The sequence below is a fragment of the Pseudarthrobacter sp. SL88 genome (assembly GCF_026672455.1).
Lineage (GTDB): Bacteria > Actinomycetota > Actinomycetes > Actinomycetales > Micrococcaceae > Arthrobacter.
Window position 1 is genome coordinate 199,078 of the sequence record NZ_JAPPRD010000001.1, and the last position, 26,712, is coordinate 225,789.

The 26,712-nt window shown below is 68.2% G+C and carries 24 protein-coding genes; 17 read left to right on the top strand and 7 right to left on the bottom strand.

What is annotated here, in order from left to right; translation table 11 throughout:
- Positions 1 to 256 precede the first annotated feature (256 nt).
- The 8 genes from glnT to OVA06_RS00855 all read left to right on the top strand — a co-directional run bounded on the left by glnT (position 257) and on the right by OVA06_RS00855 (position 9,522).
- Positions 257 to 1,690, top strand: coding sequence for a type III glutamate--ammonia ligase (gene glnT, locus OVA06_RS00820; protein ID WP_268155609.1), 1,434 nt, complete (start codon positions 257 to 259; stop codon positions 1,688 to 1,690).
- 41 nt (positions 1,691 to 1,731) lie between these two features.
- Positions 1,732 to 2,652: a glutamine amidotransferase gene (locus OVA06_RS00825; protein ID WP_268155611.1), complete on the top strand. Its 921-nt coding sequence runs from the start codon at positions 1,732 to 1,734 to the stop codon at positions 2,650 to 2,652.
- Positions 2,640 to 3,389 carry a protein glxC gene (locus OVA06_RS00830; protein WP_261619487.1) on the top strand — a complete coding sequence of 250 codons (750 nt, stop codon included), beginning with the start codon at positions 2,640 to 2,642 and terminating at the stop codon, positions 3,387 to 3,389. Before OVA06_RS00825 ends, OVA06_RS00830 begins: the two co-directional genes overlap by 13 nt.
- Before the next feature lie 9 nt (positions 3,390 to 3,398).
- Positions 3,399 to 4,793 carry an FMN-binding glutamate synthase family protein gene (locus OVA06_RS00835; protein WP_200937806.1) on the top strand — a complete coding sequence of 465 codons (1,395 nt, stop codon included), beginning with the start codon at positions 3,399 to 3,401 and terminating at the stop codon, positions 4,791 to 4,793.
- Positions 4,793 to 6,013, top strand: coding sequence for an FAD-dependent oxidoreductase (locus OVA06_RS00840; protein ID WP_268155613.1), 1,221 nt, complete (start codon positions 4,793 to 4,795; stop codon positions 6,011 to 6,013). Before OVA06_RS00835 ends, OVA06_RS00840 begins: the two co-directional genes overlap by 1 nt.
- Before the next feature lie 11 nt (positions 6,014 to 6,024).
- Positions 6,025 to 7,311, top strand: coding sequence for an allantoate amidohydrolase (locus OVA06_RS00845; RefSeq protein ID WP_261619484.1), 1,287 nt, complete (start codon positions 6,025 to 6,027; stop codon positions 7,309 to 7,311).
- 49 nt (positions 7,312 to 7,360) lie between these two features.
- Positions 7,361 to 7,972, top strand: a complete 612-nt coding sequence (locus OVA06_RS00850; protein ID WP_268155617.1) for a helix-turn-helix domain-containing protein — start codon at positions 7,361 to 7,363, stop codon at positions 7,970 to 7,972.
- A gap of 257 nt (positions 7,973 to 8,229) precedes the next feature.
- Positions 8,230 to 9,522: an ammonium transporter gene (locus OVA06_RS00855; RefSeq protein WP_091723494.1), complete on the top strand. Its 1,293-nt coding sequence runs from the start codon at positions 8,230 to 8,232 to the stop codon at positions 9,520 to 9,522.
- Positions 9,523 to 9,717: 195 nt separating this feature from the next.
- Here the strand turns inward: OVA06_RS00855 and OVA06_RS00860 are convergent, their stop codons facing one another.
- Both OVA06_RS00860 and OVA06_RS00865 read right to left on the bottom strand, forming a co-directional pair.
- Positions 9,718 to 10,761 carry a glycoside hydrolase gene (locus OVA06_RS00860; protein WP_268155619.1) on the bottom strand — a complete coding sequence of 348 codons (1,044 nt, stop codon included), beginning with the start codon at positions 10,759 to 10,761 and terminating at the stop codon, positions 9,718 to 9,720.
- A 171-nt stretch (positions 10,762 to 10,932) separates the two neighbouring features.
- The gene (locus tag OVA06_RS00865; protein WP_268155621.1) at positions 10,933 to 14,502 is read right to left on the bottom strand and encodes a DEAD/DEAH box helicase; all 3,570 of its coding nucleotides are present in this window, start codon (positions 14,500 to 14,502) and stop codon (positions 10,933 to 10,935) included.
- Positions 14,503 to 14,719: 217 nt separating this feature from the next.
- Between OVA06_RS00865 and OVA06_RS00870 the strand changes: the two genes are divergently transcribed.
- The 4 genes from OVA06_RS00870 to OVA06_RS00885 all read left to right on the top strand — a co-directional run bounded on the left by OVA06_RS00870 (position 14,720) and on the right by OVA06_RS00885 (position 17,971).
- Entirely contained in the window at positions 14,720 to 15,571 is an 852-nt protein-coding gene (locus OVA06_RS00870; RefSeq protein WP_261619481.1) for a DMP19 family protein, read from the top strand.
- 155 nt (positions 15,572 to 15,726) lie between these two features.
- The gene (locus OVA06_RS00875) at positions 15,727 to 16,458 is read left to right on the top strand and encodes a protein tyrosine phosphatase (RefSeq protein ID WP_268155623.1); all 732 of its coding nucleotides are present in this window, start codon (positions 15,727 to 15,729) and stop codon (positions 16,456 to 16,458) included.
- A 144-nt stretch (positions 16,459 to 16,602) separates the two neighbouring features.
- Positions 16,603 to 17,181, top strand: coding sequence for an RNA polymerase sigma factor (locus OVA06_RS00880; RefSeq protein WP_268155625.1), 579 nt, complete (start codon positions 16,603 to 16,605; stop codon positions 17,179 to 17,181).
- On the top strand, positions 17,174 to 17,971 hold the full coding sequence (locus tag OVA06_RS00885; RefSeq protein WP_268155627.1) for a hypothetical protein: 798 nt from the start codon (positions 17,174 to 17,176) through the stop codon (positions 17,969 to 17,971). Before OVA06_RS00880 ends, OVA06_RS00885 begins: the two co-directional genes overlap by 8 nt.
- Positions 17,972 to 18,067: 96 nt before the next feature.
- On the opposite strand, the gene OVA06_RS00890 is transcribed toward OVA06_RS00885, so the two are convergent.
- Positions 18,068 to 18,607: a COG4315 family predicted lipoprotein gene (locus OVA06_RS00890; RefSeq protein ID WP_268155629.1), complete on the bottom strand. Its 540-nt coding sequence runs from the start codon at positions 18,605 to 18,607 to the stop codon at positions 18,068 to 18,070.
- A 178-nt stretch (positions 18,608 to 18,785) separates the two neighbouring features.
- Between OVA06_RS00890 and OVA06_RS00895 the strand changes: the two genes are divergently transcribed.
- Positions 18,786 to 19,286 (top strand): sigma-70 family RNA polymerase sigma factor, encoded by a 501-nt coding sequence (locus tag OVA06_RS00895; protein WP_268155632.1) that lies wholly within the window; start codon positions 18,786 to 18,788, stop codon positions 19,284 to 19,286.
- Positions 19,283 to 20,053, top strand: a complete 771-nt coding sequence (locus OVA06_RS00900; protein WP_268155635.1) for an anti-sigma factor family protein — start codon at positions 19,283 to 19,285, stop codon at positions 20,051 to 20,053. Before OVA06_RS00895 ends, OVA06_RS00900 begins: the two co-directional genes overlap by 4 nt.
- Here the strand turns inward: OVA06_RS00900 and OVA06_RS00905 are convergent.
- Both OVA06_RS00905 and OVA06_RS00910 read right to left on the bottom strand, forming a co-directional pair.
- The gene (locus OVA06_RS00905) at positions 20,050 to 20,538 is read right to left on the bottom strand and encodes an SRPBCC family protein (RefSeq protein WP_261619474.1); all 489 of its coding nucleotides are present in this window, start codon (positions 20,536 to 20,538) and stop codon (positions 20,050 to 20,052) included. The genes OVA06_RS00900 and OVA06_RS00905 overlap by 4 nt on opposite strands.
- A gap of 92 nt (positions 20,539 to 20,630) precedes the next feature.
- A complete protein-coding gene (locus OVA06_RS00910; RefSeq protein ID WP_268155637.1) occupies positions 20,631 to 21,506 on the bottom strand; it encodes a DUF1206 domain-containing protein in 876 nt (291 codons plus the stop codon).
- 138 nt (positions 21,507 to 21,644) lie between these two features.
- Between OVA06_RS00910 and OVA06_RS00915 the strand changes: the two genes are divergently transcribed.
- Both OVA06_RS00915 and OVA06_RS00920 read left to right on the top strand, forming a co-directional pair.
- Positions 21,645 to 23,225 (top strand): hypothetical protein, encoded by a 1,581-nt coding sequence (locus OVA06_RS00915; protein WP_056081054.1) that lies wholly within the window; start codon positions 21,645 to 21,647, stop codon positions 23,223 to 23,225.
- A gap of 4 nt (positions 23,226 to 23,229) precedes the next feature.
- Positions 23,230 to 23,676, top strand: a complete 447-nt coding sequence (locus OVA06_RS00920) for a hypothetical protein (protein WP_268155639.1) — start codon at positions 23,230 to 23,232, stop codon at positions 23,674 to 23,676.
- 34 nt (positions 23,677 to 23,710) lie between these two features.
- Here OVA06_RS00920 and trmB read toward each other — a convergent pair whose 3' ends face one another.
- Both trmB and OVA06_RS00930 read right to left on the bottom strand, forming a co-directional pair.
- The gene (gene trmB / locus OVA06_RS00925) at positions 23,711 to 24,640 is read right to left on the bottom strand and encodes a tRNA (guanosine(46)-N7)-methyltransferase TrmB (RefSeq protein WP_056081048.1); all 930 of its coding nucleotides are present in this window, start codon (positions 24,638 to 24,640) and stop codon (positions 23,711 to 23,713) included.
- Between the two features lie 141 nt (positions 24,641 to 24,781).
- Positions 24,782 to 25,162, bottom strand: coding sequence for a hypothetical protein (locus OVA06_RS00930; RefSeq protein WP_261619470.1), 381 nt, complete (start codon positions 25,160 to 25,162; stop codon positions 24,782 to 24,784).
- Positions 25,163 to 25,432: 270 nt separating this feature from the next.
- On the opposite strand from OVA06_RS00930, the gene OVA06_RS00935 reads away from it, so the two are divergent.
- Positions 25,433 to 26,707, top strand: coding sequence for a CynX/NimT family MFS transporter (locus OVA06_RS00935; protein ID WP_268160566.1), 1,275 nt, complete (start codon positions 25,433 to 25,435; stop codon positions 26,705 to 26,707).
- Positions 26,708 to 26,712 lie beyond the last annotated feature (5 nt).

Consider the following 26,712-nt stretch of genomic DNA (forward strand, 5'->3'; position numbering starts at 1 on the left):
AGTTCATGTATTTGGGAAAGAGCGCCTTTTCTATATATACCATCTGTCAAACAAATACCTTGAGGCCGGACGTTTAGCTTTCGAGTTGGAAGTTCCGGCCCGCTAACAAGTCCGGGCAGAACGCAGCGTGCCGCGTCTGTGCGTGCGGGGAAACATCGAGTTAACCTCCCGGCGCGACGCATGAAACGTGCCCTTGGATACTCTGGTGCAACAAGGTTTACTAGTAGCTAACACCAACCCGGACAGGAATGTTTCGATGACAAGTGTCGCAACCCCTGCTGTAACCCCCGCGGCGGAGTTCACCACTTCCGAACGCACCGAGCCGCCGGCAGCCCGCCCGGAAACTCCCGCCGAAGTGCCCGCCATCTCCCTTGCGGATATCGCCCGTGCCCACAACGTCCGCTTCCTCCTGGCCACCTTCGTGGACATGACCGGCAAGCCCTGCGCCAAGCTGGTCCCGGTGGAGGCCGCCGACGAACTCGAAAAGGGCGCCATGGGCTTCGCCGGCTATGCAGCGGGCCTCATCGGCCAGAAGCCCCAGGACGCGGACCTCATCGCCGTCCCCGATCTCACGTCCTTCACCCCGGTGCCTTTCATCAAGGAGGGCCTGGCCATCATCCACTGCGATCCGCACTTCAACGGCAAACCCTGGCCCTACGCCCCGCGTGTCATCCTCAAGAATGCACTGGCGCGCCTCGCGGACCAGGGCATGCAGGCCAAAGTGGGCGCGGAGGTGGAGTACTTCCTGGTCAACAGGAACGACGACGGGACGCTGAGCACCGCCGACGCCCGCGACGATTCGCCCCGGCCCTGCTATGACGCCCGCGGTGTCACCCGGATGTACGAGCACCTGACCTCCATCTCCGAAGCGATGAACAGCCTGGGATGGGGCAACTACGCCAACGACCATGAGGATGCCGCCGGCCAGTTCGAGCAGAACTTCAACTACGCTGATGCCCTCACCACGGCGGACCGCGTGGTCACCCTGCGCTACATCCTGAACATCCTCGCCGAACAGCGCGGCATGACCGCCACGTTCATGCCGAAACCGTTCACGGACCGCACCGGCACGGGCCTGCACTTCCACCTCTCGCTCTGGTCCGACGGGAAGGCCCTGTTCCCGGAGGAAGGGGATGCAACGGACGGCGGCGGCCGCGGCCTTGGGCTGTCCGGCCTCGCCTATTCGTTCATCGGCGGGGTCCTGGACCACGCCCCGGCGCTGCAGGCCTTCCTCGCCCCCACGGTGAATTCCTACAAGCGCACCGGCGCCACCACCAGCTCCTCCGGCGCCACCTGGTCGCCGCGGAAGGCATCGTACGGCGGCAATGACCGCACCCATATGATCCGTGTGCCGGACAACAAGAGGATCGAACTGCGCTCCGGCGACGGTTCCGCCAACCCGTACCTTGCGATCGCTTCAATCGTCGCAGCCGGCCTGGACGGGGTGGAGAGGTCGATCGACCCGGGCACGCCGTCCGGCCCGGGGGAGTCCAGGCCGGACGCCCACCTCCTGCCCGCCACGCTGCTGCACGCCGTCGAAGCACTCCGCAGGGACCCGGTCATCCTGGCCAGCCTCAGCGGCGACGCGGCAATCGGCTCCTATTACGCGGACGCCAAGGAAGACGAGTTCCTCAGCTGGCACAACCAGGTCAGCGACTGGGAAATCCGGACCTACCTCACCTCGATCTAGCCCTCCGCCCCGCCACCAAGAACCCAAGCAAAGGACTTTCCATGTGCGGAATCGCCGCGCTGCAGCTGCGCAATCCCTCGCTGCACCCCCAGATGGGCAGCCTCCTGTCCTCGATGCTCTGCCAGATCGTGGACCGCGGCCCGGACTCGGCAGGCCTCGCCGTCTACAACACGCCGGGCCTGGTCTCCCCAGGCACCTCCACGCTGAGCCTGCTCGGCGCGGACCAGGGGATCCCGACGGCGGCACTCACCGCAGGCGTCTCGGCCCTCCTCGCCGGAGTGCTTCCAGCCGATGCGCAGGCCGCCGCGAAGGTGGTGGGCGACACCACCCTGGTGAGCGCCGCCGTCGGGACCGACCTGCTGGTGAAGGCCGTCACCGAAACCGTTCCCGGCGCCACCATCATTGGCCGGGGTGAACACGTGGCCGTGATGAAGAGCGTGGGCCACCCGATGGAGATCGCCGTCCACCACGGGCTGGAGGCGATGGCCGGAAGCCAGGGCCTGTCCCACACCCGGATGGCCACCGAATCGGCCGTCACCTCGGGCGGCTCGCACCCGTTCTCTGTGGCCGACGACCTCTGCCTGGTCCACAACGGCTCCTTCTCCAACCACGCCACCGTCCGGCGGGGCCTCTTGCGTGAAGGCGTGGTGTTCGACTCCGAGAACGACACCGAGGTGGGCGCCCGCTACGTCGCCTCCCGGCTGAAACAGGGCGACACCCTCGAGGAAGCATTGGTGAACCTGGGCAAGGTCCTGGACGGCTTCTACACCCTGGTGGTCACCACCGCGGACAGCATGGCAGTGGTCCGCGACCCCATCGCCTGCAAGCCCGCCATCATCGCCGAAACGGACGACTACGTGGCCATGGCCTCCGAATACCGCGCCCTGGCCGCCCTGCCCGGCATCAGCAACGCCCGCATCTTTGAACCGGAACCCGGAAAGGTCTACACATGGTCACTCTGACAGCCCCCGAAACCGCTGCGCCTGAAGCAGCTGCACCAGCGGAGTCGGACGGCGGGGCCGCACCCACCGTGGTGGACCTCGCCGATGCGTCCGTCCGCAGCCTGAACCAGGCCCTGCATGACGCCGTTGACGGCCAGTCCTGGACCATCACCAGCCCGGGCGGCAAGCACAGCCTCGCTGTCGGCATCAGCGCCCGCGTGGCCGTGACCATCGAAGGCCATGCGGGCTATTACGCAGCCGGGATGCACCAAAAGGGTGACGTGACCATCAACGGCAATGCCGGCGTGGGGCTGGCCGAGAACATCATGTCCGGCCGCGTCCACGTGACCGGTGATGCCTCCCAGTCCGCCGCCGCCACCGGCCACGGCGGCCTGGTGGTCATCGACGGCAACGCCGGGGCACGCTGCGGCATCTCGATGAAGGGCGTGGACATCGTGGTGGGCGGCAACATCGGCCACATGTCCGCATTCATGGCGCAGGCCGGCCGCCTCGTGGTGTGCGGTGACGCCGGGGACGCCCTGGGCGACTCGATCTACGAGGCCCGGATCTACGTCAAGGGAACCGTGGCCTCACTCGGCGCAGACTGCATCGAAAAGCCGCTCCGCGAAGAGCACCTCGCAGAGCTCGCCGAACTCCTCGAAGCCGCCGGCCGCACCGACAACCCCGCCGACTTCAAGCGCTACGGCTCCGCCCGGAACCTCTACCACTTCCACGTCGACAACTCGTCCGCCTACTAGGAGGCCTCCATGACCGTCACCTCCCTCCCCGCACCCGCCCAGGCACCTGCTGCAGCTCCCGCCCAGAACCTGGCTGCTTCTGACATCGCTGCACTCGGTCTCCGCGAGTCCGCCACCTTCGACCGCGCCACCATCGCCGACATCCAGCGCGCCGCCGCCACCGGCGTCTATGACATCCGTGGCTGGGGCGCCAAGCGCAAGGTCCCGCACTTCGACGATCTGCTCTTCCTCGGCGCCTCGATGTCCCGCTACCCGCTGGAGGGCTACCGCGAGAAGTGCGATACCGACGTCGTCCTTGGCGACCGGCATGCCAGCCGCCCGCTGCACCTTCAGACCCCGGTGACCATCGCCGGCATGAGCTTCGGCGCCCTGTCCGCCAACGCCAAGGAAGCGCTGGGCCGCGGCGCGTCCGAGGTGGGCACCTCCACCACCACGGGCGACGGCGGCATGACGCCTGAGGAGCGCGGCCAGTCCAAGCACCTGGTGTACCAGTACCTGCCGTCCCGCTATGGCATGAACCCGGACGATCTCCGCAAGGCCGACGCCATTGAGATCGTGCTGGGACAGGGCGCCAAGCCCGGCGGCGGCGGCATGCTCCTGGGCCAGAAAATTACCGAACGCGTGGCCGGAATGCGCACCCTGCCGGTCGGTATCGACCAGCGTTCCGCCAGCCGCCACCCGGACTGGACCGGCCCGGACGACCTCGAAATCAAGATCGGCGAACTGCGCGAAATCACCGACTGGAAAACCCCCATTTACGTCAAGATCGGCGCGTCCCGGCCGTACTACGACACCGCGCTCGCCGTGAAGTCCGGCGCCGATGTGGTGGTGGTGGACGGCATGCAGGGCGGGACGGCCGCGACGCAGCAGGTGTTCATCGAGAACGTGGGCATCCCCACCCTCGCCGCCATCCCGCAGGCAGTCCAGGCGCTCCAGGAACTCGGAGTGCACCGCAAGGTCCAGCTGATTGTCTCCGGCGGCATCCGCACGGGCGCCGACGTCGCCAAGGCCATGGCCCTGGGCGCAGACGCCGTGGCCATCGGCACCGCCGCGCTGATCGCACTCGGCGACAACGACCCCCGCTACGCCGCCGAATATGCTGACCTGGGCTCCGCGGCCGGGTTCTACGACGACTTCCAGGACGGCCGGGACCCCGCCGGCATCACCACCCAGGACCCGGAACTCGCCTCGCGGCTGGACCCGGTGGCCGCTGGCCGGCGCCTGGCCAACTACCTGCGCGTCCTCACCATGGAAGCCCAGACCATCGCCCGCGCCTGTGGCAAGTCCCACCTGCACAACCTCGAACCCGAGGACCTGGTGGCCCTGACCATCGAAGCATCGGCCATGGCCCGCGTGCCGCTGGCCGGCACCAGTTGGATCCCCGGCGTGCAGGGAAGCTTCTGATGTCAGGCGGCGTCCCTGGCGGGACATCCGGCGAGGCCACCGGCTTATCCGGCGGCCACTCAGGTCCGTCAGATTACGTGGTGGTGGGCGCCGGCCTGGCCGGTGCCGCCACCGCCTGGCAGCTGTCCGCCCGCGGGCACCAGGTCACGCTGCTGGAGCGCGACGTCCCGGCCGCACACGACGCCAGCTCCCACGGCTCCGCCAGGATCTTCCGCTACGCCTACCCGGACCCGTTCTACACACAGGCCGTGCTGGACTCGAAAGCACTCTGGGACGGGCTGGCCGCCGAAGCGGGAACCGAACTGATCACACCCTTTGGCGCTGTGGACTACGGCCCCACCCGGCAGCCCGCCCTGCTGGCCAGCGTCCTGGCCGGGGCCGGGATCGACCATGAGCTGCTCTCCGCCGCGGAGGCCCGCCGCCGATGGCCGCAGATCGCGTTCGATACCGAGGTCCTCTGGCACCCAGGGGCAGGGGTCATCGACGCCGAAACCTCCGTGAACGCAATGGTGGCGCTCGCGGTCCGGAACGGGGCGGAGGTGCGGACCGGCTGGACCCTGGAGCGGGTGGAACGCCTGGGCAGCGGTACCGGCGCCGGTTACCGGCTGCACTCCGCCGCAGGGGAAACACTCGACGCCGGTCACGTGGTCATCAGCGCCGGCGGCTGGCTGCCACGGCTGCTGGAGTCGTTGCCGCTGCCGGCCGGGTTCCTCGCCGGCCTGCCGGAATTCACCGTCCGCCAGGAGCAGGCCTTCCACTTCAGGTACCGGGAGGACCCTGGCTATTCCGGAGCCACCTGGCCCACCTTCATCCACAAGGCCGCCGACATCCAGGCCTACGGGCTCCCTGGCGGCCGCGACGCCGGATTCGCCGGCCAAAAGGTGGCCGAGTACAACGGCGGCCCGCTGATCCCGTCGGCCGCGGACCAGACCGGCCACGTGGACCCTGCCAACCGCGCCCGCGTGGTGGACTACGTCCGCCGTTACCTGCCCGGCCTGGACCCCGAACCCTACGCCGAAACCACCTGCCTCTTCACGAATACGCCCACCGAGGACTTCCTCATCGACCGGGCGGACAACCTCACCGTCGTCTCGCCCTGCTCCGGGCACGGCGCCAAATTCGCCCCGCTGATCGGACAGTGGGCAGGGGACCTGGCCACCGGCGCAGCGGCGGTCCCAGAACGGTTCCGCGGCGCCACCTTGCCAGCACTCACCACGTAGAACGGATCCCCGTGAGCTTTCCCCAGACAGCACCCGCGCCGCTCGCCGTACCCGCAGGAACCACCGGCCCACCCACCGTAGCCGGCCTCCTTAGGGAGATCTCCGGCGTCGGGCGTGACAGGACGCGCGGCGGCTACTCCCGCCCGGTGTTTTCCACCGCCGAAACGGACCTGCGGAGCTGGTTCATCGAGCAGGCAACCCGGCGCGGGCTGGACGTCCACACCGATGCCAACGGAATCATCTGGGCTTGGTGGGACACGGCGACGGGCGTACGGAAGGACGCGGTGGCCACCGGCAGCCACCTCGATTCCGTCCCCGGCGGCGGCGAGTATGACGGTCCGCTGGGGGTCGCCTCGGCGCTGGTCGCCGTCGACCTCCTCCAAGCCCGCAATTTCCGCCCCCGCCGCCCCCTGGCGATCGCGGTGTTTCCTGAGGAGGAAGGCTCGCGGTTCGGTATCGCCTGCCTTGGCTCGCGGCTCCTCACCGGCGAACTCGATCCCAACAAGGCCCGCAACCTCCGCGACCCGGACGGCAACACCTATGCCGACGTCGCAGCTGCCAACGGACAGGACCCGCGGTTCATCGGCGCCGACTACAAGGCGCTGCAGCAGCTGGGCCTGTTCGTTGAGCTGCACGTGGAACAGGGGAGGGGCCTGATCGACCTGGACCAGCCGGTGGCGGTTGGCTCGTCCATCCTGGGACACGGCCGCTGGAAACTGGCCATCTCCGGCGAGGGGAACCACGCCGGCACCACACTCATGAAGGACCGCAGGGACCCCATGATCGCGGCCGCCAAGGTGGTGGTAGGCATCCGCGACACCGCCCGCAAGTACCGCGACGCCCGCGCCACGGTGGGCCGGCTGCAGCCCGTCCCCGGCGGCACCAACGTCATCGCGTCCCGCGTGGACCTCTGGATCGACGTCCGGCACCCGGAGGATTCGGTCACCGCCGCGCTGGTGGAGGCCATCGGGTTGAACGCCCAGGTCCTCGCCACCGGGGAAGGCTGCTCCGCTGCGCTCAGCATGGAGTCGCTGAGCCCCACGGTGCAATTCGACGGCGGCCTCCGGGACCGGCTGCAGCAGCTCCTGCCTGCCGCGCCGGTGCTGGCCACCGGTGCAGGGCACGACGCCGGGGTGCTGGCGGCGCACCTGCCAACGGCCATGCTCTTCGTCCGCAACCCCACCGGCATCTCGCATTCGCCCGACGAACTGGTGGAGGACCGGGACGCCGAAGCCGGCGCCGCTGCCCTGGCGGACTCCCTTGCCGGGCTCCTGGGCGGGGCCCGCGTCCTTGGCTAGCGCCGGCGTCGTACTCCGGAGCCCGCGTGGCCCGCCTAAGATGGCAACCATGACCGAACAGGCCGGGGACCGCGCAGAAGACCAGCCGGCCGGTGACGTGGCCGGCAAGCTCGAGCAGGTCATCGCCGCGCAGGTCCGGCACTACCGCACCGCGCAGGGCCTGTCCTCCGCTGAACTGGCCGCCCGGACCGGGCTGTCCAAGGCCATGGTCTCGCGGGTGGAAACCGCCACCACCTCCTGTTCCCTCACCACCCTGCAGCGGCTCGCCGACGGGCTGAAAGTCCCCGTCACCGCGCTGTTCCGCGGTGCCGACACCGACCGGGATGCCACCTTCACCAAGAGCGGCCAGGGCAGCCTGACGGTCCGCAGCGGAACCCAGCACGGCCACGAATACCGTGTGCTGGGAACGCTCAAGGGCCGCACCGACGCCCTGGAACCAACCCTGGTGACCCTCACGGACGCCAGCGACGTGTTTCCGCTGTTCCAGCACCCGGGCACCGAGTTCATCTACATGCTTTCGGGCCGGATGGTCTACGGCCACGGCTCCTACGAATACGCGATGGAAGCCGGCGACTCCCTGCTGCTGGACGGTGAAGGACCCCACGGGCCGCTGGAGCTGCTGGACCTCCCCATCAGCTTCCTGGCCATCTCCGCCAGATAGCTTCCGCTGCTGCCTAAAAACCCCGCAATACCGGGCATTTTGGCCTGCCCTGTTACTCCTGAAACTCGCGCGTGGATGGCTGAAACCAGCATTTAACACGCCCGAAACCCAGCCCGAAATGCCCGCCTTACAGTTGGATCACGACGGCAAACTGCCGCCCTCCGCTGAAGATGGCACAGACCCCGCGTCCCTTCCGCCGGAGCGGTTCTGACGGCAAAATTTCCGTTCTCTTCGTCGCATCACGAAAGGGGTTTCCCATGGATTCGGGAAATGTCGCTTGGATATTGGCCAGCTCGGCACTGGTCTGCATGATGATTCCCGCCCTCGCACTCTTTTACGGGGGCATGGTGGGCTCGCGCCGCATTCTCAACATGATGATGATGTGCTTTGGCGGCGCCAGCCTGGTGGCCGTCCTCTGGGCACTCTTCGGGTACTCAATGGCCTTCGGAAACTCCGTGGGCGGGCTGGGGCTGATCGGTGACGTCACCGAGTTCCCCGGCATGGGACAGCTGATGGCCGAGGATAAGGAGGCGTCCATCCCGGTCATCCTGTTCGCCGCGTTCCAGCTGTTCTTCGCCTGCGTCACCACTGCGCTGGTTGCCGGTGCCGCCGCGGGCCGCATGAAGTTCGGCGCCTGGATGGTGTTCGCCGGCATCTGGGCCACCGTCGTCTACTTCCCCATTGCGCACTGGGTGTTCGCGTTCAATTCCGCGGACGGCAGCACGGTGGGCGGCTGGATCGCCAACGGCATCAAGGCCATCGACTTCGCCGGCGGCACCGCGGTGCACATGAACGCCGGCGCAGCTGCCCTGGCCCTGGCCCTTGTCCTCGGCAAGAGCTCCGGCTGGCCCAAGGTGGAACACGCCAAGCCTCACAGCCGGCCGCTGGTCCTGGTGGGCGCGGGCCTGCTGTGGGTGGGCTGGTTCGGCTTCAACGCAGGCTCGGCCCTTTCCGCCGGACACTCGGCGTCGGTGGTCTTCCTGAACACGGCCGTGGCCGCGTCCGCCGGCCTGCTGGCCTGGGCCCTTGTTGAGCGGTTCCGACACGGCTCCGCAACCAGCATGGGCGCAGCGTCCGGCCTGATCTCGGCGCTCGTTGCCATTACCCCCGCCTGTGGCTCGGTCAGCCCGCTCGGTGCCGTGGCCATCGGTGCGATTGCAGGCGCTGTCTGCTCGCTGGCCATCGAACTGAAGTTCCGGCTGGGCTTCGACGACTCGCTCGACGTCGTCGGCGTCCACCTGGTGGGCGGCATCCTGGGTACCCTGCTGATCGGCCTCTTCGCCACCGACGCCGCCCCCAACGGGGTCAGCGGCCTCTTCTACGGCGGCGGGTTCGAACTGCTCGGAGTCCAGGCCCTCGCCACCGTCACGGTGCTGGCCTACTCGTTCGGCATCACCTGGCTCCTGGCCAAGATCCTGGACAAGACGATGGGCGGCCTCCGCATCAAGCCCGAGGACGAACTGCGCGGCATCGACCTCGCAGCCCACTCCGAGCTGGCCTACCTGACGGACGAGGACCCGGTGGACCTGGGCTCGCCGCAGCGGGTCTAACCCCGGCCCGTCACCTACCGGAAAGCAAAGCTGCCGGGCCCGCCTGCTGGGGGCGGTGTCCGGTAAACCCTCACTCCGTGAGGTGCAATCCAGAGCACGAGTCAGGGCCAAACCTTGGACCGGTGCCGGCAGGATTCTGCCGGCTTATAGTTCCAGGGTTTGGCCCTTCGTTGTGCCCGGCGCAACGCGGAAGTTTCAGTGTTCGGTGCACACCAGGACGCCGTCACGGACTTCCAGCACCGCGGCGCGGACGTGGCTCAGATGGGTGCGCGGGTCCGGTGCCATGGTGCCAATGTCCTCACCGCCCCAGTGCGGGTGCGTAAAGTAGACCAGCAGCGCCTGCTGCGCGCCGCCGTCGTACGTTCCTGCTGCAGGCGGAACGGGTAGCGGCACCACGTCCGCATGGCGTCCGACGACGGGCTGCCCGTCCACGGTTTCCGGCGCCGTGAGGATCAGCCCGCCCAGGTGTTCCTGCCGGATCCAGGCGCCGGCGGCATCTTCGGAACGGTAGACGGCCTGGCCGCGCCATTCGTCCACGATCATCCAGTAGCTGCCGCCCAGCCGGAAGACCTTGGGTCCCTCGTGCGGGCGCCCGGGGATTGCCACGCCTTCAAGGACCCACGACGCCGGGTCTTCCGGGGTGTCGCTGACCGCGCTGCAGGTGTTCGAACCGCGGGTCTCGTCCTTGTACCAGAGCCGGTAGCGGCCGTCCCCGCACCGGGCCACGGCGGCGTCGATGACCCTGGGGGAGTCGAGGTCGATGGGGCCGAGGTACTCCCAGTGGTTGAGGTCCCGGCTGGCGAACTGGACGATTTGGGCTTTTCCCGTCCAGTCCGTGCGCCGTCCGCCGAGTACGGAAAGGTACATGATCCACTGGTCCCCGATGCGGACGACGTCGGGCGCCCAGAGGGTTGCCGGCAGTTCCGTTCCGGGCGGGATGAGCCCCTCCGCGGTGCCCTGGTAGCGCCAGGTTTCGCCGCCGTCGGACGATCTCGCGACGCCGATGCCGGTCCCGTGGACCCATTCCACGCCGCGCAGTCCCGGAGCGGTGGCGCGGCGCTGGGTGTAGAACAGCACCCACTCGTTGGCCAGGTGGTCGGCCACCAGGACGGGATCGGTGGGGCCGTCCCAGACGGGGTCGCGGTAGGGGACCGTGAAGGCGTCAGGGCTCAGGTGCGGCAGGGCCTGCGGGGCCGGCGCATCAGGGGCAAGTTGCTCGGCCTGCTGTGGCTGGGGCACTTTTTCTCCAACGTTGTAGTTTTCGGCTGGATACCAGCATAGACGGCGATTTCGGACGCGTGAATGCGTTGGCGCTGCGCAGGTTCGCTGACGCTGCGCAGATCCGGGCCGCGAAACCGGATCTGCGCATCGAAGGTGGGTTTACGTGTCGAGGGTGCGCCGGCGCGAGGCCTACTCCTTGAACAGCCCCGCCAGGTCCTCGGCTGTGATGGCACCGCCGGACAGGGCATCGCCCTCCATGACGTCGGCGAACAGCTGCGACTTCCGGGTCTTCAGCGCCATGACCTTCTCCTCGATGGTGTCCTTGGCGACGAGCCGGTACACCATCACGTTCCGGGCCTGGCCGATCCTGTGGGTCCGGTCCACGGCCTGGGCCTCCGAGGCCGGGTTCCACCACGGATCGAGCAGGAAGACGTAGTCGGCTTCGGTGAGGTTGAGCCCGAATCCGCCGGCCTTCAGCGAGATCAGGAACACCGGTGCGCTGCCGTTCTTGAATTCGCTGACCACGTCGGCACGGTTCCGGGTGCCGCCGTCGAGGTAGCAGTAGTCGATCTCCTCCTCGTCCAGCCGCTCCCGGACCTTCCCCAGGAAACCGGTGAACTGGCTGAAGATCAGGGCCCGGTGCCCCTCAGCCACCAGGTCCTCGAGCTGCTCGAACAGCACATCCAGCTTGCTCGACCGGACCGCGGACAAAGCAGGGTCCACCAGCGAGACGTCCAGGCTCAGCTGCCGCAGCAGCGTCAGCGACTGGAAGATGGTGAACCTGTTCTTGTTGACGTCCTCGATCAGCCCCAGGATCTTCTGCCGCTCGCGCTGCAGGTGCGTCTGGTAGACCTTCTGGTGCCGCGGGTTCAGTACCACTTCCAGGATCTGTTCCTGCTTGGGCGGCAGGTCCTTGATCACCTGGTCCTTGGTGCGCCGCATCATCAGTGGGCGGACCCGGCGCCGCAGCTTCTCCAGCTGGCCCTTGTCGCCGTTCTTTTCCACCGGTTTCTGGTAGTACTCCGCGAAGCGCTTGGGGCTGGAGAACAGGCCGGGGGCCACGATGGACGTCAGCGCCCAGAACTCCATCAGGTTGTTCTCCAGCGGGGTACCGGTGATGGCCAGCTTGAACGCCGCCGGCAGCTTCCGGGCGCACTGGTACGCCTTGGACTGGTGGTTCTTTACAAACTGCGCCTCATCCAGCACCAGCCCGGACCACTCGCGCGAGGCATACGACTCGTAATCGATCCGGAACAGCGCGTAGGAGGTAATCACGACGTCGGCCCCGCCCAGGGAATCCGCCACGTCCTGCCCGCTCTTGGCAAAGGTTTCGCCCACGGTGCGGACGGTGAGGCCCGGGGCGAAGCGCGCGGCTTCGAGCGCCCAGTTGCCCACCACGCTGGTGGGTGCCACCACGAGGAAGGGCGCGACGGCGGCAGGCCGGGTGTCCGCAGGCTGCGCACCCGGGGTGCCAGTGCCGCCGTCGGACGAGCCAGCGCCAGCCGCCGCGGCCGAATCCTCCGGAACCGCAGCCCCCGAAACCGAATCCGCCGGAACCGAATCTTCCGGAACCGCCCCGGCCGCCTCAACGGCGAGTTCCTTCGCCGCGCACATCAGGGCGAGCGCCTGCACGGTCTTGCCCAGGCCCATGTCGTCCGCGAGGACTCCGCCCAGGCTGTGCTTGTACAGAAAACTGAGCCAGTTGAACCCTTCGAGCTGGTACGGGCGCAGCTCGGCGTTCAGGGAAGCGGGCAACGGCAGCCCGTCCATGCCGCCCTCCAGGAGGCCACCCACCGCGGAGCGCCACGTGGCCGCCTGCTGGTCCACGATCCCCAGCTGCGCCAGCTCATCCCAGAGGCCCGCCTGGAACCGGCTGATCTGCAGCGGCGCATCCTTGTTGTCCTGCAGCGACCGGGCCTCTTCGATGAGGGCACGCAGCTGGTGCAGTTCCGGCAGGTCCAGGGAGAAGTACGCGCCGCTGGGCAGCAGCATCTTGGTCTGCCCGGAAGCCAGGGCGGAGAACACGGCGGCGAAGGACACCGGCTGGCCCTCCAGCGAAATCTGGATGCCCAGGTCGAACCAGTCGCGCTGTTCGGTGGCTTTGGTGGAGATGGACACCACCGGCGCTTCCTCAGCCTCGCGGTAGTCGGCGATATCTCCGGCCGTCTCCACGTCCACGTCCCGTGCTTCGCGCAGCCGCGGCAGCACCTCCTCCGTGAAGGCGAGGGTGTCCAGCCCCTTCAGCTCGGCCGAGGCCGCCAGCCGGGGGGTGCCCCAGCCGCCGGTGGAGGACTCGCCCAGCGCGGCCACAACCTCCCACGGCTGCCCGATGCCTTCCAGGATGCGGGACTCCGCGGTGTCATCCCGGTAGCCCTGGTCGCCCGGGTGCCGCCACAACGGCTGGGCCGTCACATGGTTGCCACTCTTGTAATGCCATTCCCAGTGCAGCCGGACCCGGTGGTCGTTGCCGTAGTTCGCCAGCAGGGACAGCGACGGAACGGCCAGCGTGGGCAGCTCCACCGATTCGTCCCGGGCCGTGACCCGCGCTGTCTGCTTCAGCTTGGGGTAGAAGCCGGTGAGGAACCTGGATTCATCCCTGGCCGGGATGTGCAGCGTGCTGCCGGCCGTGACGAACGCCAGCAGTTCCTCGCTGAGCCCGCCCTCCAGGGGTGCCAGCGTGAGGACGCCGTCCGGATCGGGTACGCCCGGCAACGACGCCTCCCCGGTGGTGAAGAAGATCCCGTGCGCGGGCCGGCCGATGGTCCCGGCGGCCGCCGGATCGATCTCTTCGCCCTCCACGGTGATGGTGGGCGCCAACTCCAGGCCGCCGTCGGACGCGCCGCTGCCCGGGGCGGCGGGCTCGGGCTGTTCCGGTTCCGCGAGCGGAGTGCCGTACCGGCTGAGGGAAAGCGCGACGGCTGCAGGCGCCTCGGCGAGCCGCACGGGTTCAGAGCCGCGCGAGTTGACCAGAACAAGCCCGATCTTCCGGGCGTCGGCCAGCAGGCTCCACAGGTTCTTCCCCGAGTAGGAGTTCAGCCCCAGCCACAGCCCGGAGGCGTTGTGCATCCGGCTGGCCGCCGCCGAGTGGGAAGCCAGGAATTCCTGCAGCCACTCCACGTGTTCCTGGTTCGATTCCCGCCGGAAGTTCAGGTAGTTCAGGGTGTTCCAGGAGACGTCGCCGCGGATCCACTTGCCTTTGGCGCCCATGATCACGGGCCGGGCCTTGAGCTGCCGGACGCTGCGCACCGGGTTCCGCCGGCCGGTGTAGGAGAAGTGCGGGGCGGGTTCTTCAACCTCGAACTGCAGCGCCAGCGGCACCCCGCTGCCGGCAGCTGCCGTTCCAGGCTTGGCAATCAGGGGGTTGAGGGCCTGCTCCCAATCGGACAGCACGGCCCCTCCGGGCTGGTGCGAGACCTGCGTGGACGTTGACGGGGCCAGCAGCTGGACCCTTGTGGCCGGGTTGTCCTCAGCCGCGAACAGCAGGGCGGCAACGTGCTTGCAGTCTTTCCGCACCGGGCAGCTGCACACACCCACCGTGCAGCTCCACCCGCCGCCCTTGCGGACCAGCTTGGCCGTGGTGGAATACGGTGTGTCCGCGCTTCCCCTGACCTTGCCCAGCATGAGCCCGGTGCCGGCGTCGAACGATATCCCGGTGACCCGGCTGCCCATGGCATAGGCAAGCCCGGCCGCGAGCGAGCGGTCGTTGATGGCGGGAGTCTGTATTGCCAGTGCCGCACTCTCGTCCGGTTGGGATGGCATGGTGCGCGCTACTTTCAGCAGCCCACGGAAGGGCCGGGTCCGTCGGGTGGTTATCTGATCCATCTTAGTTCGCCCGGCAGCCCGGCCGTGCCGCGGTCCCCGGCACCGGCCTCCCATGAAAACTTCGCCTGACGTTCATGTCCCCCTCTACGGGGCGGCAGTTTTGCGGACGTAGCGTGAAAAATGTCCGCAGCACCAGCCAGCAGTGAGGGATTCCATGATCACCACCCAGCAGCCCGTCGTCCTGACCAGCAGCAGCATCGAAGCAAGTGATGAGGAAGCCGTGGCGGCCAACGTCAGCGTGGTGGATGCCATGCACACGGCGCTCCTGGCCACTGACGAAATGTCGCCTGTTGCCGTCCGCAGCTACTACGTGGATTTCTACCTCACCCAGGCGCTGGAGGGCGGGTTCGCGCAGTACGCCTTCATGTCCGTTGACCGTACCGGGACGGACACCCTCATCCGGGAGGGCATGGCCGGCATGGGCGCCACGGTCCACCTGGACCTGTTCAACCGCGCAGTGGAAGCCTACGGGGACCTGTCCGACGAGGACGCGGAGCACTACCTGGACGGGCCGCTGGATGACGACGACGAGGTGCCGGCCGGGGTCCTCGCCATGGAAGAGCTCGACGGCGAGTTCGAGGAACTGCTGGAACGGGAGAACATCACCGCCCTCAACGCGGCGTGGCTGCGCGGTCAGGCGGACCTGCTGGTCCTCGACGACGAAGAGGTGGGCCCCTACATCCAGCAGCTCGCCGCCCAGATCCCGGACCTGCCGGAGCGCCAGGCCAGGGCGGCCGAGGAAGCCCTGGAGGACGCGCCCGATTTCGAAATCATCATCCGGGAACTGTGCAGCATTGCCGGCTACGAGCTGGCCAGGATCACCATGGGCGACCCCAACTACGTGCACGACGGCGAAAAGACCCTCGCATGGTACTTCAGTACCGACCACGGCGACTTCCTCATGGTCGAGGAGGACGACGAAGCCTTCATGATCAACCCCGAAACGCAGGAGATCGTGGCGGCCGTGGAGTTCGAAGAGGCAGACGCCGGTTTGGTCGAAGCCTAGGGACGCGTTTTCCGGCCACGCCGAGTGGTCCCCCGGAAACCGGGCTGCCGGAAAAACTTTCACAGCACCCGTAACCTTTCCGGACTGCCCGGCGATGTAGGGGGTGATGGGCCCACCGGCCCCGACCCGCAAGTCGCCAAGGTTTGGAGTGTTTTATGTCTTTGTTCACCGTTCTTGCCACCAGTAAAGTCGCCGCCGGAGTCCTGGCAGCAGGCACCCTGGCCGTAGGTGGAACCGGCGCAGCCGCCGCTTCCGGTGTCCTCCCCACCGAAGCCCAGCAGGCCGCCCACGAACTCTTCGGCGCTCCGGCCCCGAAGCTGGCAGCCAGCGCCGCTTCCGACGCTCTTGAAGGCACCGCCGGCGCCGCAGCCAGCACTGATGCTGAAGACGTCGAGGCTGCCGCTGATTCAACGGCGAAGGCCACAACCTCCGCGGACGCAACTGCTTCCGCTGACGCCGATGCCAAGGTCAGCGAGGACAGCGTCGCTGCCAAGGGCTCGGCCTCCGTTGCCGCCAACTCCGCCGTGGACGCCGCAGGTGCCGCAGCAATCGGCCTTTGCACCGCCTTCACCCACGGTGGCCTGAACACCGCCTCCGAGGGCTTCTCCTCGCTGAAGCTCGCCGCCGACGGCGAAGCCAACATCGGCAGCTACTGCGCCGACATCGCGGCCGACGCCGATGCCGCAGCGAAGGCCGCGGCCTCCGCCAACGGTTCCGCCGCCGTCGATGCCCACCGCCCGGAACTCCCGGCCGTTCCCACCCTCCCGGCCGTTCCTGCTGTTCCGGCCGTCCCCGGCGTTGACAACGCTCCCAAGGTTCCGGCTGTGCCGGCAGTTCCCGCCGTCCCGGGCAACACCGTGGACGTTCCTTCGGTTTCCGCCCGCTAGCAGCAGTTGGCTAGGGTGGACTGCGGGAACCGGCCTTTGCCGCCTGCCCCCGCAGTCCACCTCGGCTGGTAAGCCGCAGCCGGGGCAACGCGCCGGCAGCCTGCAGATAGAACCGGGAAAGGCGCGCGCACGCCGTGTCCCGGAATGGAGGAGCCGCTGGTGCTGGACACTTTGGCCCAAGCAGAAACCGAAGAATTCGAGAACACGGCCGGAGCAGATCCCGCTGTGTTGTTTGCTGCTGCCTACCGGTCCTTCGCCGGCCCGGTCCAGGGTTACCTCAAAGCACGCGGCGTCGATGATCCCGAGGCCGTGACCCAGGACGTCTTCCTGGCCTTCTACCCCAGGATCGAAAGCCTCACGGGCGGCCTGCAGGGCGCAAAGTCATTGATCTTCTCCATTGCGCACGCCCGCATGGTGGACCACTACCGCCGGCTGGAGCGCAGGCCGCACCTGACGCCGTACGATCCCCACGACGACGCCCGGACGTCCCCGTCGGCGGAGGAGGACGCGGCGGGAATCACCGGAGGGGCGGCCGCCATGCTCGAAGGGCTGGCCGATGAACACCAGGAAGTACTGGCCCTCCGCATAGTGGCGGACCTGTCCATCGAACAGGTGGCCGCCATCATGGGCAAAAGCACCGGAGCCATCAAGCAGCTCCAGCGCAGGGCCCTCCAAAACCTCAAGGCACAGACGCTCAAAAGAAACCAGGCGAATCATGAGTGACACCGCAGGATCCCGCAGTGAAGGTTTCGTTGACCAGCTGCTGCTCGAGGCAGACCTGGACGACGACGGCCAGCTCCGCCCCGCCCTTTTGCAGCTCCGCGCCCTGGGCACCGAAGTTCCCGAGCCCTCGGCCGCCGTCGCGGCATTGCTCGGAGGCGCCCATGCCGCCGGGCCCGGCGAGACCAGCGCAGCACCTGCTGACCCGGCTGAACCCGCCGCAGCGGATTCCCCTGCTGCCCCTGTCAATGTTCCAGCTGGCACAACCGGCTCACCCGGTGACGAGCTTGCCGCGCGGCGCCGGGCGAAGCGCCGGGCCGCCCTCACCGCACTGACCTTGGGCGTTACCCTGACCGCCGGCGGTGCTGTTGCTGCCGCGTCCGATCAGGGCATCCGCGATTCGTTCACCCACTTCAACCACGCAGTGACCTCCTTCGTCACGGGATCCGGGCCCGCCGGACAACGGCAGGCACCCGTACCCCCGGCGCAACCGGGGGAACCGGCGGCGCCTGCCCCGGCTGCACCGGCGAGCCCGGCCGCAGTGCCCGCGGCTCCTGTGCCGGCTGAGGCACCTGCCGGGGCGCCGGCGTCGGACGCTCCCGCTGTTCCGGAAGGCGTCCCGTCCCCGGCCGTGACACCGGGCAAGCCTGCGGGCGTACCGGCGCCGGGGTCGCTGCCCACGGCCGTCCCCACCGAGGTCACGGACAGGCTGCCCCAGCGGCCGCAGGTGCCACTGCCGGAAGTGCCGCAGCTTCCGCTGCCCACCACGCTTCCGGCAGCCCCCCACGAATAGGCGCCTGCAGCCCGTCTTTGTGCCCGAAAACCTGTACCCGCGGACCTTTGCCTACGAGACCTGTGCCCACGAGCATAAGGGCCCGGCAGGCCGCCCCTAATAGGCGGCGCCGCTGGCCGTCTGGATCATGCTGCCGGATGGGTCTGCCAGGTACCAGACGTTGTTGACGCCCTGGCCCAGGACGTCGCCGGGCTTGGTGTCCTTGGCGAAGTAGTACAGCGGCATGCCCTCAAGCGTTACCTGCTGCTTGCCGTCCGCGGTGGTGATGGTGCCCAGCTTCCCGGTCACACCGTCGGCCGACGGTGTGGCGGACGTGGTGGTCAGCGGCGGCCACGCCTTCAGGCAGGCATCAGCACAGGCGCTGGTACCGGAGTCCTTGGTGTCCTTTGTGAAGAAATAGACGCTCATGCCCTTGGCGTCCACCACGATGGTGCCCGCACTGGAGGACGCCGTCTTGAGGTCGACGGCGGCACTTGACGTGCCGGTGGAGGTGGCGGACGGCGCAGCGGACGTGGCCGGGGCGCTTGCCGTTCCGGCCGGGCTGGAGGCCGGTGCGGTCCCGCTGCTTCCGCCGCAGGCGGCCAGTGCAGCAGTGAGGGCCAAAATGGCGAAACCTGTACCCAAACGGGATTTCATGGTTGCTCCTTTGCTGGTGCCCGGTGTGGGATCACCGGACGCTAACCGGTATGACGCCTCCGGGTGAAGAATGGTTCAAGGCGGCGGCAAAACAGGGTAGGCCGGTGTGGTTGAACCATTTGCCCGGAAACGGCGTCTGAATGGACAAACAGCGGATGGACGCGGGCAGGAGGATGGGATGCCGCTCGACGAGGATGCGGTGGAGTCCCTCTACCTTGAACACGGCACGGCGCTGCGCCGGTTCGTGCTCAGTGCCTCGCGGGACCCGCAGCTGGCCGAGGACGTGGTGCAGGAAACCGTGCTGCGGGTCTGGCAGCAGGCGCCCGACATCAACGGCAGCATCCGCAGCTACCTCTACCGGACGGCCAGGAACATCATGATCGACAACTACCGGCGCGCCCAGCGCCGCCCCGCCGAAACGCTGGAGGGCGAGCCATCCCGCCAGGCCGGGGTCATGGAGCGCGTGGACGGCCTGCTGAACCGGGTGCTGATCGAGGAAGCCCTCCTGCGCCTTAGCAAGGAGCACCGGGATGTCCTGGTGGCCCTGCACTACCGCCGCTTCACGGTCAACGAGGCCGCCGCCCAGCTCAACATCCCCAGCGGCACAGTGAAGTCCCGCGCCTACTATGCGGTGCGGGCCCTGCGGACCATCCTGGATGAGATGGGGGTGGAACCATGACCAAGGACCCCCACCACCTCCTGGGTGCCTACCTGCTGGGCGGGCTCGACGCCGGAGACCGGGCGGTGTTCGAGTCACACCTTCGGCAGTGCCGCTCCTGCCGGGACGAACTCGCCGGGCTGGAGACCCTCCCTGCGCTGCTTGACGCCCTTCCCGTGCCGGACGCCCTGGCCCTCACGTCGGTTCTCGGCGCCACCGAGCCCGCTGCCACCGAGCCCGCTGCCATCGAGCCCGGTGCCACCGAGGCCGGTGTAAAGGAGGCCGGGCTTGTGACCGGGCTGGCCGGCGCCGTGCCCACGGCCTTCTCCGGTTCGGCCCCGGACCAGGCACCCGAGTCGCGGCTGCTGCACGAACTGGCGCACCGGCGCCGGACAGCGCGACGACGGTGGGCAGCGCTCGCGGGCGCCGCCGCCGCTGCCTGCCTTGGGGTGGGCCTGGCCGTGGGGCCGCTGCTGGTGCGGGCGCCGCAGCCTGACGCCACCTACTCGGTGCAGTCCGGGGGAGGGCTGCAGTTCAGCATCGACCTGGCCCGGAAGACCTGGGGGACGGAACTGGCGGTCAACGGCAGCAGCCTGCCATCCGACGGGACTCTCTCGCTGTGGGTCAGGGACCGCGACGGCGGCGAGGACCGCGCATGCGCCTGGACGGCCACGCCCAGTGGCCGGGTCAAGGTCACCGGCGCCACGCCGATCCAGCTGGGCAAAATCTCCAGTGTGGAGCTGCGGGACGGGACGCAGCAGGCGGTCGCCGTCATCACCGTTCCCTAGGCGGTGCGGCCGCGGAGTTCCCGGAACTCCGCCTGGAGGGCGGCGTCCTCGCAAGCGCGTGCGAACGCCTCGATCCGCTTTTCGATCTCCCGGCCCAGCAGCCAGGTGCCGATCTTTTCCATCACCGGCCGCAGCAGCGCCGGACGGCAGGAAAAGGTGTACTTCCAGACGGCCCGGGTTCCGCCGTCGTCCACCGTGAAGCGCCAGCCCCCGCCGAAGTTCTCGAAGAACCAGGGGCCGGACACCATGGTCATGCCCACGTTCCGGGGCGGCGCATAGGAGACGTACTCGCTGACCATCACCAGGCCCAGGCGGGACCGCGTCCGGGTCCTGACTCCTTTGCCGGCCTGGGCTGCGCCGTCCAGGAATCCCTGCGCGGAGATGAACGGGTCCCATTTCAACCGGAAGGAACCCGTGGTCTGGGAGAAGGCGAAGGCCGTCTCCGGGTCGGTGCGGATATGGCGTTCAGCGCGTACCTGGGGCATGGTCCAACCCTAGCGACACGGGCAGCACTCCGGCCGCGCCGGACCGTACTGGAGGCGCCCGTGCCCGGCCACCTCCGGTACGTCCTGCGGGACTACTTGATCATCCGTGCGATCTTGGCCCGCACGATCATGAACACGCCGTAGCAAATCAGCCCTGCCCCCACCGCAGCCAGGAGATAGATCCCCAGGGGCTGGTCCCGCAGGCCGCGCAGGCCGCCGTCCAGGCCTGTGGACTGCTCCGGATGGGATTGCCACGCGGCAATGGCGATCAGCAGCCCGGTCAGCAACAGCACCGTCCCCTTGGCCACGTAGCCGGCGACGCCCAGCACCGTGACAGCGGTCCTGGCGGTGGGATTGCTGGGCAACACCAGGTGCTTTTCGAAGGATTTCCGCAGCCCGCGGATGGCGTACACGACGCCGGTGACGGCGATGGCGGTTCCCAGCAGTACCAGGAGGGCGACGCCGCCCGGAGCCTTCATCAGCGAGAAGGTCAGGTCGCTGGCGGCTTTTCGGTTGTCACCATCGGATCCCGTGCCCATGGCAAAGGACATCAGCGTCAGGGCCATGCCGGCGAACACCACTGCCTGCGCTGCGGCCTTCGCCTTGTTGGCGGCTTTCTGCTTTGCGGGAAGGTGTGTGTAGTCGAAGATCGCATCGCTGGCCTGCCAGATGGCCAGGGCTGCGCAGGCGGCGAAGCTGGCCCACAGCAGGAACGGTCCGGCAGGCTGGGTGGCAAGCTCGGCCACGGCTCCGCTGAAGTCCGCGCTGCCGGTTCCCCCGGTGGCGAGGCGGATGGCTATGGCACCCACCAGGAGGTGCAGTATGCCGCTGGCCGCGAATCCCGCCCTGGCCAGCACTTCCAGTGCACGTGAGTTGGTGACGTCTTCAGCCGCATCGGCGGCCTGCTTGAGTTCTCTTTTGATGGCAGTTCCTTTGTGCGTGCGCCGGGCGGCGGCGCTGTGGTTCACCGGTATGCGTGCCCCACATAAGGTAATCGTGCCACGGGTCCGGGCGATGGGGAGGGATCCCCATCGCCCCGGTCCGGTGGTTGTGCAACCATAAGCTTCAGCGATTCACACTCACCGCGAACCACCCGGGGGAACACCATGACTTTTTACGGCGCTGACGTCAGCCAGCTGCGGGCGCTGGCCAAGGCAGTGGACCAGGCCGCCTCCCTGCTGAGCAGCCGCGCAGGTTCGCTGCAGGGCCAGATCCAGTCCGCACCGTGGAAAGGGGCCGACGGCGCCCGTTTCCGCCAGGACTGGAGCTCCAGCCACCGGCCCAACCTGGAAAAGGTGGTCTCCAGCCTCCGGGCCAACTCCAAGATCCTGATGAAGCACGCGGACGAGCAGGAGAAGTCTTCCAACTCCTCCGGCGGAGGCGGCGGGGGCGGCACCTGGGACCGGATCAAGTCCCTGGCCGGGCAGGCGAGGGACTGGCTGCAGGAACAGGCCGCCGCAGCGGCGGCCGCCGCCGAACACCGCAAGGAACTTGAGTCCGGCCTGGACCGGATGCTGGACGCCAGCCCCGAAGAGCAGGCCAAGTGGTGGGCAGGCCTGTCCGAGGCGGACCGGAAGTACCTGATCGAGGGCGAAGGCGAGGACGGCCCCTTCGCCAAGGACCTCATGCGCATGGACGGTGGCATTCCCGAGTCCGCGCAGCAGCAGGCCAAGGAGCACCTGCAGGAACTGGCCAAAGCGGACATTCCGGTCTACACGGAGACCGGCAAGGCCTCCATCGAGGCACGTGTCGCCTGGGTGCACGGCGGCGCCGAAGTGGGCACCGAGGTGGTGGAGAACGCGGACGGTTCCGCCACCATGAAGGTCTACGGAAACATGGGCCTGGGCGTCAATGACACCTCGGGCACGGCCGGCGTCACCCTGAGCGGCGAAGTCTCGCGGGAGTACACGTTCGGCAGCGTGGAGGAAGCCATGGCGGCGCGGGCCCAGATGTACAAGGACCTGCCGCCGGACAGCATCGGCGACATCAAGGACGTTGCCGGCAACCCGCCCGGCTACGTCCTGGACACCATCAACGATGCCGCCGGAGACAACGGCTCAACCGGCCAGACGGACAAGGCCAAGGGCACGCTGTCCCTCGAGGCAGAGGGCGAGAGCGGGGCGGCCTCCGGTTCAGCCAAGCTGGACCTCTCCTACGAACGGAACCTCACGGACGGCACGGCGACCGCCAGCGGCGAAGTGTCAGCCCAGGGCAAACTCAATCTGGACGGACGGACGTTCGAGGCTTCCGGCAAGGGCGGCCTGCAGGTCAACATGGACAAGGGCAACAACATCGATTCCGTGACAGTCTCGATGGAAGGCACCGTAGCGCAGGGCGTTACCGAGGGCACCGACGTGAAGGCTGCCAAGGTGGAATCCTCCGTGTCCGCGGGAACGCAGGGCACCGTGAAGATCAACGTGGACTACACCCCTGAGAACCGCGCCGTGGTGGACAGCTACCTGCGCAACGTCGCCCTGGGCAACGACTACGGAGCAGCGCAAGACGCCGCCAAGCTGTACGAGGCCGGCTCGGCCACCGTCCAGGTCAACAGTGTGGTGACAGCATCCAACGAGGCCGGCTTCGACGTGAAGCTGGGCGAGGTGGAGGTCAAGACCGAGAGTTCTGCCACCACCAACGTGTCCACGTACTATAAGGTCCCCAACGACACCAAGCTCGAGAGGCTCTGAACCCATGTCAGTGCACATCGAATCCCCGCTGGGGTTTACCGCAGACTTTCCTGAGTACACCCAGGTCCTGGATGATTCCAGCGCCGGTCCCAACACCGAGCAGTACGGCCTGCTGGGCGGAGTCCTGGTCACAGTCATCAAGGACGACAACTCGGTGCAGGACGCGCCGCAGGCCACGGGCTGGGCGCACCTGATGGCTGGGTTCTACCTGGAGGAGCGCGGCGGCACACTGCTGGCTGAAGGCGAGCTCGGCCTGCCCGGCAAGTCAGCGTACGCCGTGGTGGCGGGCTACAGCGACGCCCAGGGGTCACCCAAAGTAGCCGCGACGGTAGGCGTGCTGGAAGACGGCCGGTTCATCGGCGTCGTGGTGATCTGGCCCTACACCAGCCCCGAAGCGGAGCCCCGCCTGGACCTGCTCAAAGACGTCGTCGCCGCCATCAGCGTCAGCTGAATCCTTCTGCCGGCTTGGTTCCAGCCCCCGGCTGTCAGGCCTGGCGCCTGCGGTAGCAAAGATCGAAGATCAACCGGCCGGCTTCGTGGGCTTTCGCCTCGAAGCTGGTCCTGATCCTGCCTTCGAACCGGGGAGCCCAGCCGCCGGTCTCGTCCACGCCCTCGTTGGGGCCGGTGTGCCCGGTACTGACCGGCGCGCGGCCCTCTCGGACAGGGGCGCCGCCCACCACTGATTCGACGCCGGACTGCCACACCTGCGTCAGCGGACTCTCCGGTCCGCGGCGCTCGCCGGTGTGCAGGTTCTCGAAGTCGGCGGACCCTGCCATCACATCGCGGACGTGGATGGCGTAGTTGGACCAGTCAGTGGCAATCCGGAACAGTCCGCCGGGCTTCAGTGCACGGGATGCCAGCCCGGCGAACTCCGGCTGGATGAGCCGGCGCTTGTGGTGCCGGGACTTGTGCCAGGGGTCCGGGAAGAAGACCCAGAGTTCATCGACGGAGCCTTCGGGCAGCATGGTGGCCAGCACCTCGGGGGCGTTGGCCTCCACCACGCGGACGTTGGTGAGGCCCCGGCCGTTGATCTTGATGATGGTGTTGGCCAGGCCGGGCGTGTAGACCTCAACAGCCAGGAAGTCCGTGTCCGGGTTCTGTTCGGCGGCGTGGCAGATGGCATCGCCCAGGCCCGAGCCGATTTCCACCACCAGCGGCGCCTTGCGGCCAAACTCCGCCTCGGCGTCGAACGTGTAATCCGGGTGGACCGACGTGTTGGCGACGTGCCGGGGGACGTCGACGGCCCACCGTTCTGCGTGCTCCTCCCAGGCGGTCTGGCGCCGGCCCTGGAGACGGGTGCCGCGGCGCACGAAGCTGACCGGCCGGCCACCGTAGGTGCCGAAGGACGCCTGCGTTCCGGGCGTCACCGGCCTCGGGACATGCGGCTGCTGGGGGTTTTCGGGGGAATCGCTCATCCCTTCCAGAATACCGGCAGGCAACGCCCGCCGCCCCCCGGCCCTGCTTGGCCGGCCCCGCCGCCCGCTGCACAGCTGCTGCCGCCCGGCCCCATCGGAGCCCGCAGGATGGACTCGCGAACCCGGATGGACCCTGCGGGATCAGTAGAACAGCATGGGCACATACCTCAGCGAGAGGACCAGGGCGATCACGGAGAGGACGCCGGACACCCAGAGTGATGCCACCGCCAGCCCCCAACCGCCCGATCGGCCTGTGGACTTCCTGATGACGGATACAGCCAATGGGACGGACACGAGCCAGCAGGCCAGTGGCAGGCTCAGGAAGACCAACGGCGCCACCCAGGGCGCGTGCGACGGGCCTTCATCCGGGTAGGTCATCAGCACGGCGATAAACGCCAAGGGACTGGAAATGTAGAGTGTGGCCGGTGCCACGATGGACAGCACCAGGCTGGCGATGGCCTTGGCGGAAACCGACTGTCCGGGGACGGGCGGAATGGACTCTTGAAAGGGCTGCGCGCTCATGTTCTCCCTGCTGGGCCGGATTGGCCGGTAGTTGGGCAATGGACGGGTAGGGCAGTGGACGGGTTGAGGACTTCGTTTGGCACTGGTCCGCGTCTCCAAACTAGGAAAGCGCCGGCCGGTCCATAAGCCATCGGCTCCCGTATGTGGATAACCTCCGGGTGCGGGGTGGCCGCGGCAAGTTGCCGGAGCCTGGCGGGGATCCGCCAGGGCCGGTGCTGCAAGAATGGGCGGGTGACCGAAGCAACGAATGCCGGGGCAAAGAAACCTGGCCTGAAGGCGGCGAAGGACCCCGCGCCACCCAAGGATTCCATCGGCCTCATCGACGCCGAGGCTGATGAGGCGCCCGCCCCCGGACCCACCCGGGTGGGGAACCGCCGGCAACTGGCCTACCTGGGACTGTGCCTGGTGCTGATCGGGCTGAACCTCCGGACCGTCTTCTCCAGTTTCTCTGCGGTACTTCCCGAGATCACGGCGCAGGCGTCGTTGCCCGGGTGGGCCATCGTGGTGCTGACGACGGTGCCGGTCACCCTGCTGGGGGTGTTCGCGCCGCTGGCCCCGGTGCTGGCGCGGAGGTTCGGCGCCGAACGCGTGCTGCTCGGTGCCATGGCCGTGCTGACCGCGGGGCTCCTGCTGCGCCCGGCCGACCCCGGACTTCCCGGCGGCCACCTGCCCGGCCTCCTCGCCGGAACTGCGGCCTGCGGTGCGGCCATCGCCCTGTGCAACGTCCTGCTCCCCGGCCTGGTCAAACGCGACTTCCCGCACCGGCTGGGCCTGATGGGCGGCCTGTACACCACGGCCATCTGTGCCTCGGCCGCGCTGGGGGCCGGCTTCACCTACCCGGTCTACGCGGCAGCAGGGGAGTGGACCGCGGCGCTGTGGTTCTGGGCGCTGCCGGCCGCCGTCGTCCTTCTCCTGTTCCTCCCGGTGGCCCTGCGCCAGCACCCTGCCCGGCACCAGGCTGTCAGGGACGGCGTGAACGTTTGGCGTTCCGCGGTGGCCTGGCAGGTCACCATCTTCATGGTGCTGCAGGCCATGATGTCTTTCAGCGTCTTCGCCTGGCTGGCCCCCATCCTGCGGGAACGCGGCGTGGACGGCGCCACTGCCGGGCTGATCGTCTCGGTGAGCATCGTGCTGCAGATGCTGGGTTCGCTGTTCGCCCCCGCGCTGGCGGCGAGGTTCCGGGACCAGCGTGCCATCAATACCGTTGTTGCCCTGATGACCGGCGGCGGCTTCGCGCTGAGCATCTTCGGGCCCCTGGAACTGGTCTGGGTGTGGGCAGGCCTGCTGGGGCTGGGGCAGGGCAGCCTTACCGCTGTGGCCCTCACCCTGATCATGCTCCGCACCCGCGACGGGCACACTGCCGCGCACCTGTCGGGCATGATGCAGGGCGTCGGGTACGGCCTGGGCTCCACCGGGACCCTGATGGTGGGGCAACTGCACCAGGGGACGGGGTCCTTTACCGCCGCCGGTTTCCTGTTCCTCGCGGTGGGGCTGCTGGCCGCCGTCTTTGGCTGCCGCGCCGGCCGCAGCCGGTACGTGGGGTAGGGGAC

Bases quoted from the DNA above. Each gene is read 5' to 3' on its own strand.
- OVA06_RS00855 (WP_091723494.1), top strand. From the start codon at position 8,230: ATGGATTCGGGAAATGTCGCTTGGATATTGGCCAGCTCGGCACTGGTC.
- OVA06_RS00885 (WP_268155627.1), top strand. From the start codon at position 17,174: ATGAGTGACACCGCAGGATCCCGCAGTGAAGGTTTCGTTGACCAGCTG.
- OVA06_RS00930 (WP_261619470.1), bottom strand. From the start codon at position 25,162: ATGAGCGCGCAGCCCTTTCAAGAGTCCATTCCGCCCGTCCCCGGACAG.
- glnT (WP_268155609.1), top strand. From the start codon at position 257: ATGACAAGTGTCGCAACCCCTGCTGTAACCCCCGCGGCGGAGTTCACC.
- OVA06_RS00900 (WP_268155635.1), top strand. From the start codon at position 19,283: ATGACCAAGGACCCCCACCACCTCCTGGGTGCCTACCTGCTGGGCGGG.
- OVA06_RS00875 (WP_268155623.1), top strand. From the start codon at position 15,727: ATGTCTTTGTTCACCGTTCTTGCCACCAGTAAAGTCGCCGCCGGAGTC.
- OVA06_RS00850 (WP_268155617.1), top strand. From the start codon at position 7,361: ATGACCGAACAGGCCGGGGACCGCGCAGAAGACCAGCCGGCCGGTGAC.
- OVA06_RS00890 (WP_268155629.1), bottom strand. From the start codon at position 18,607: ATGAAATCCCGTTTGGGTACAGGTTTCGCCATTTTGGCCCTCACTGCT.
- trmB (WP_056081048.1), bottom strand. From the start codon at position 24,640: ATGAGCGATTCCCCCGAAAACCCCCAGCAGCCGCATGTCCCGAGGCCG.
- OVA06_RS00840 (WP_268155613.1), top strand. From the start codon at position 4,793: ATGTCAGGCGGCGTCCCTGGCGGGACATCCGGCGAGGCCACCGGCTTA.
- OVA06_RS00880 (WP_268155625.1), top strand. From the start codon at position 16,603: ATGGAGGAGCCGCTGGTGCTGGACACTTTGGCCCAAGCAGAAACCGAA.
- OVA06_RS00915 (WP_056081054.1), top strand. From the start codon at position 21,645: ATGACTTTTTACGGCGCTGACGTCAGCCAGCTGCGGGCGCTGGCCAAG.
- OVA06_RS00920 (WP_268155639.1), top strand. From the start codon at position 23,230: ATGTCAGTGCACATCGAATCCCCGCTGGGGTTTACCGCAGACTTTCCT.
- OVA06_RS00835 (WP_200937806.1), top strand. From the start codon at position 3,399: ATGACCGTCACCTCCCTCCCCGCACCCGCCCAGGCACCTGCTGCAGCT.
- OVA06_RS00905 (WP_261619474.1), bottom strand. From the start codon at position 20,538: ATGCCCCAGGTACGCGCTGAACGCCATATCCGCACCGACCCGGAGACG.
- OVA06_RS00830 (WP_261619487.1), top strand. From the start codon at position 2,640: ATGGTCACTCTGACAGCCCCCGAAACCGCTGCGCCTGAAGCAGCTGCA.
- OVA06_RS00870 (WP_261619481.1), top strand. From the start codon at position 14,720: ATGATCACCACCCAGCAGCCCGTCGTCCTGACCAGCAGCAGCATCGAA.
- OVA06_RS00825 (WP_268155611.1), top strand. From the start codon at position 1,732: ATGTGCGGAATCGCCGCGCTGCAGCTGCGCAATCCCTCGCTGCACCCC.
- OVA06_RS00865 (WP_268155621.1), bottom strand. From the start codon at position 14,502: ATGCCATCCCAACCGGACGAGAGTGCGGCACTGGCAATACAGACTCCC.
- OVA06_RS00895 (WP_268155632.1), top strand. From the start codon at position 18,786: ATGCCGCTCGACGAGGATGCGGTGGAGTCCCTCTACCTTGAACACGGC.